General features: G+C 56.5%; 4 protein-coding genes. 3 read left to right on the top strand and 1 reads right to left on the bottom strand.

The window, feature by feature from the left end:
* The first annotated feature begins 423 nt into the window (after positions 1-423).
* The 3 genes from K227x_RS13090 (at position 424) to K227x_RS13080 (ending at position 3,668) form a co-directional block, all read left to right on the top strand.
* Positions 424-2,031, top strand: a complete 1,608-nt coding sequence (locus K227x_RS13090) for a sulfatase (RefSeq protein ID WP_145170041.1) — start codon at positions 424-426, stop codon at positions 2,029-2,031.
* A gap of 317 nt (positions 2,032-2,348) precedes the next feature.
* Positions 2,349-2,831 (top strand): hypothetical protein, encoded by a 483-nt coding sequence (locus tag K227x_RS13085; protein ID WP_218933979.1) that lies wholly within the window; start codon positions 2,349-2,351, stop codon positions 2,829-2,831.
* Between the two features lie 69 nt (positions 2,832-2,900).
* A complete protein-coding gene (locus tag K227x_RS13080; RefSeq protein WP_145170037.1) occupies positions 2,901-3,668 on the top strand; it encodes a tetratricopeptide repeat protein in 768 nt (255 codons plus the stop codon).
* A 318-nt stretch (positions 3,669-3,986) separates the two neighbouring features.
* Here the strand turns inward: K227x_RS13080 and K227x_RS13075 are convergent, their stop codons facing one another.
* Complete coding sequence (locus K227x_RS13075) at positions 3,987-5,225, bottom strand: glycoside hydrolase family 71/99-like protein (RefSeq protein ID WP_145170035.1); 1,239 nt, start codon at positions 5,223-5,225, stop codon at positions 3,987-3,989.
* Positions 5,226-5,400 lie beyond the last annotated feature (175 nt).

Here is a 5,400-nt window from a genome sequence, read left to right as displayed (position 1 = left end):
CACCACGCGCTATCACTTCGTGGCGCCGAGGCGTTCCCCCGGCATGATCAACCATTCATTTTGCCCGCTGGCATTCCGGACGAAGCCGCGGTTTCGGAATCGGCTTCTAGGCAATCCGATCAGCCGCGGCGTCGAATCGCCTGGAAAAAGCACGGAATCGGATTCGGGCACACGCCGTCGCAGCCCTTCACGTGGTTGTGATAAACTTCAGGCTCGATGAACCTGCATCGTTGTCACGTTTCCGGTTCCTTTCGAAATCGATCCTTGTGCACGGTGCCTGATCGAGTCGAATCGTTTCGCACTCAGGCACAAACGATTCCAGTGACATGTTTCCTATGCCTCACGACCATTGCTGGTCTGTCGGAATGATTCAGCGCATGGTTCCTCTCGTGACGGCCCGCCCAAACTAGGTTGAATGCAAAGATGAGACGTCTGATTTCTGTGCTGACGATCTTTGTCGCAATCACGATCGCGATCGACGACCGGGGCGTCCGCGCCGAGGTTGTCGATGGTGCTGATCAAGGCGTCCTATCGGGCGAATCCCAACCAAGCGGCCAGACGCCGTCGCTCGTGATGGAACCATGCGACAACGTTCAGATCCGCAGCAGCAAACTGACCGCTGTGGATCGACCGCCGTTGAATGAAACGCGATCGGATGCTGGTCAAGCACAGACGCAAGAAAACGAAAGACCACAGCAGACGGTGGATGCCCCCAGCGCACGCAGCAAGGATTCGAAGCCAAACATCGTGCTGTTCTTTGTGGACGACCTTGGATGGAACGACGTGGGCTATCGAAATCCGCAATTTGATACCCCCAACATTGACCAACTCGCAAACGAAGGTCTGGACTTCACAAGGGCTTACATCGCCAGTCCCACGTGCAGTCCGAGTCGGGCGACACTGTTGACGGGAAAGCACCCAGCCCGGCTTCAGATGGTTCGGCACATCCCTGCGGACGCAGCCAATGGATTCGATCTCGAAGGCCGGACGCAGCAGGAGTTCAATACTTGGAAGGGTGATCCAGCAAACGTGCCCTCTCGCAACTGGCTGCCGTTGGAACACACCACCTATGCCGAGGCGCTCGGTGAACTCGGGTACTACAATCAGTTTTTGGGAAAGTGGCACCTTGGGCACGAACCGTACCATCCCGTCAAGCAAGGATTCGACAATCAGTTTGGCACCACCAATGCCGGACACCCCAAGTCGTATCAACCGCCTTTTTTCAAACACTCGGACGTTTTGTCGGATGTCCAGGAAGGCTATCTGACCGACGTACTGACCGATCAATCGATCGACTTCATTCGCACCTACGATCGCGATCAGCCATTCATGCTTTCGATGTGGTATTACAACGTTCATCGACCTGCGGTTGGCCGACCGGACTTGGTTGCGGCCTTCCAAGCGAAGGGGCACAACGATGCCGACGCAATCTATGCCGCGCAGGTCAAAGCGGTCGATGAATCCATTGGACGCGTCCGCAGCGCGCTGTCGGCCACCGGTATCGACAAGAACACGATTGTCATTTTCCTGTCCGATCAAGGCAGTTGGTACCCGAACCTGCCACTTCGGGGCAACAAGCGTGTGGATACGTTGTGCGAAGGCGGTGCCCGCGTGCCATTGATTGTCCATTGGCCCGGCGTGACGAAACCCCACACGAAAAACAATAGCATCGTTCAGTCGACGGACCTATTTCCAACGCTGGTGGAAATCGCTGGCGGTGATCCGTCGCTGGATCCCAACCTGGACGGAGTTTCGTTGGCGTCCGTGATCCGCGACAACCGTTTGCTGGATCGTGGCGAACCACTGTTTGGATACCGGGCGTACCAAGACCTTTACGCATCGGTGCGCGAAGGCGATTGGAAACTGCTGGCTTACCGAAGCGGCGCCGCCAGCCTCTACAACATTGCGATCGACCAGGCCGAACAAAGCGATGTCGCCACCGCAAACCCAGAAAAAGTCAGCGAGCTGACCGAGAAGCTTGTCGAATGGGAGCGGCAGATGGGTGTCCAGCAGTACTCGGGATTCCAGTGATTTCCTGGTCCTAAGGAGATCCGATTGAGATCACATCTGCGTGACAAATCCGATCCCCCCGCCGTGGCACAGCGATGTCCCAAGCGATTGCTGGATTCAGATCTTGGGCACGCGAATTCGGAATGACGAAGCGGCGGATTCCGGATGCGAAACGCCATGATCGTCGAGACACAAGACCGAATCTGTGGGGCGAGGAGTTCATCCGGTGAAAGAACGCTTGACATCTTGGAACAACAATTCTTTTCATTTTTGGCCACAGTGCTCTTGGCTAGATTGATTCGCATCCGATAATGAAATGGTCGGCTGCGGCAATCCCAATGAAGACCGCCTGCAACCGTATCCACCTCTCTTGGCTAAGTTCGATCGACCTGGCCCCATGCATTGCACTGATGACAGACACGCAAGTCCCTAGCGATCACGCGATTGCGGCATTCATGCCGCGGTCATGGCGCAATGCTTGTCGGACATTCCTATTTCCGCTGATCTTGCTGGTTTCTGCGGTTCATTTGGTACCGCCGGAGTGCACCGCGTCGCACTGCTTCGAGACGCAGGCGGATCAGGGTGTCGACCATAGCGTGTCCAGCGTGGACATGGCACTGACTTCGTGCCTGACAGCGAACGGCAGCGGTCCGTCATTCGACTTTCGCCCCCAACCTTCGAAGCAACCTGGCGTCTGCTTCGCAGGTGCCTCACCAACGTCGTTGCAACGATTGCGACAAACGCTTGGCTGCGGACTGCCCGTGTGGGCATCGTGCGATTCCACGACTCTTGTGAACTTGCAGGTTCGATTGCAGATCTAGGCGAACCGTTTGGTTCCAAATTCATCTGCTTTTGACTATGCAAACTCCTGAAACAAGAAGAGTCCAATCATGCGCGCGCGCTCCAAAACTCACAGCAGCCAACCCCAGCAAGCCACCGCTGCAAAAACATCGGATCCAAGATCCATCGCACCGCCGATCGTCCATTCCAACCCGGTACTTGATCGAACGTACCGGTTGATGCACCGGGGCGACTACCAAGCCGCCATGGGCATTCTTCAATCGGCAGGTCGCGATCCGTCGATTCGTAATGCCTTGGGGGTCTGCTTGCTGCGACTGGGACGTCCAGCCGACGCGGTGGCGGTTTTCCGCCAGTTCGTATTGGCACCGGGCAGCGTTTCCGAACGCTCCGATCTCAGCAAGCATTACAAACGCAATTTTGCCTTGGCATTGCTCATGAACGGATCGCCCAGCGGAGCGTTGGACGTGCTGCGAGAAACTCGCCAACCAGATCACCCTGCCGCGATCCGGATCCGTGACACTGTCAAACAATGGGAAAAAACTCTTTCCTGGCTACGTCGACTGGACTGGAAACTTAACCGGATCGAGCCATCCAATTGCCAGGTTCCGATCGATTTCGAACCGGGCGAACTGGAAGATAGCGGACTGGAAGTCCATCAAGGACAGGAGAGTGAATTGGTTGACGATGAACGAAAAGTCCGCAGGCGCAAGCACGCCAAACGGGAAGATGCAGGAACAGGACATCAGGAACAACAGCGCCAACGCAACGTCAATCCAACGTTCCGAGCGACGGGTCCCGCCACGGAGGCGGGAAATCGAACCAGTGACGATGTCGCTGGGCCCACCCTATCGGTTTAGCCCCCGTCTGCTGCCATTCGATCGGTTTGCCGGTCAAGCGTCGCGCTGAATCGTCGCCGCCCAACAGTCGCCGTACTGTTGGGCGAGCGACACGGGCAGACGAGGACCGCTGCATTGGCTCGGTTTGTAGTACCGCCTTCAGGCGGGATCGCTGCGTTTTGGGCCTGGGGCTTGTTGGGGGAACAGGCCGGCTGAAGCCGGGACTACCAACGGAACGAACGAATGGATGATCAAGTCGACGGCGGTTTCCGGATGTCAGATTTGCGAATCTGGATCAGCGAGCGCGACGGCGTGCGTCAGGTGCCCAACGCAACAGTTTTAGGGCAGGGGACGGATTGGGATTTCATCGCGGAGCAGCTTGCCGGCCTGGCCCACCATTTTCAGGTAAAAGTCGCTCGGCAGCCCTTCGAAATCTAAAAACTGGACTCCATCACCCGTTGGTGGTTCATCGGTACATTTGAAGATGGCGGTTCCCTCGTCCACCTCATCAAACATCGCAACATAGATCATTTGGCAAGACGCATTTTTCGCAGCCACAATCTGGCTCCACAGAAACTCGCCCTTCCGGCGTGGGATTGCCGCCAAGTCAGCTCCCTTCAGGTTGTGCCAACTGAAACCAGGAAAGACGACCGGCAAGAAATCCAGTTGCCGTTGCTGACACCACTGTTGGTCCGCCGCCCAGACATCGGCCGCGTGCCGAGTTGCTTCGTCAGCAGATCGATAACGTCCGACACTCCACGGGCTGACGATATCGGCCAATTCAATGATCTGGTGCAGCAAAAGATCGTCGACTGAATCGCGCTGAAGAGTGCGCCAAAACGACGGCACACCCACCATCACCGTGCATCCCTGTTCCTTGAACCAACGGACCAATTCGTGGCAATCGTTCAGGCTATAAGGTCGGTCGTCGTTGAATCCGATCCCCCAGATCGCAACCACGGGTTTCCCTTCGTGATGAAGGTAGGCTGCATCGTCCGCCAGACGCATTTCCTGCTCGATAGAACGCCAATCGTCTTGAACCAGTTCGGTGTCATCGGCGCGGATCCCCGATAGGTCGTACATGACTGCGAAAGCACGTCCCGAAAGATTGGCGCCGTCACGGACATGTTTCAAGACACGATCCTTATGCGCTTTGGTCGGCCCGCGTCGAAGGCCGGATGCGAATCGTTGCAGGAACGCGCCGTCGATGCCGTACTGCTGCATCCACTGGAAATGTCGCAGCACCGTTTTTCGATTTCCGCTGCTGAACACCTCTGCGGCACGTCCATCCGCCATCCTGAATCCGGTGGCAAATCTTTCATCAGGCCCGTATTCCGTCAGGTCCGGCCAAAGATCAACGACCACATTGCCAGGGCCGGGCATGTTCCGGCGATCACGTGACCAGTGTGTCCAGCCAAGATCTGCACCGTCGCCGTCGCAGTTGAACCATCCTTGATAGCCGCACATTACCTTGCCGGTCAGTGTGGAGCGATCCACGACGACCGTTTTTGGATCATCCACAGCAAACGCAACAAGCGACCAACTTAGACATAACAACGTCGATGAAATTCGAATCATGGAGGAATCGATCGCGAGAGGACGGAACAAGAGGTGGGGTTTTGTCAGTGATCAGCGGATCGCCCACACAAAGTAGCGAATCCATCGGACGGATACCAAAGTGCCGCAGCGACGGGGTCGGGTCAGTTGAATGCAGCGGATGCGAGTCCATTGGATCTGGTTTTGGTATTTCGGG

Source organism: Rubripirellula lacrimiformis (assembly GCF_007741535.1).
GTDB classification, from domain to species: domain Bacteria; phylum Planctomycetota; class Planctomycetia; order Pirellulales; family Pirellulaceae; genus Rubripirellula; species Rubripirellula lacrimiformis.
This window is presented reverse-complemented; position numbering and strand designations above follow the sequence as displayed.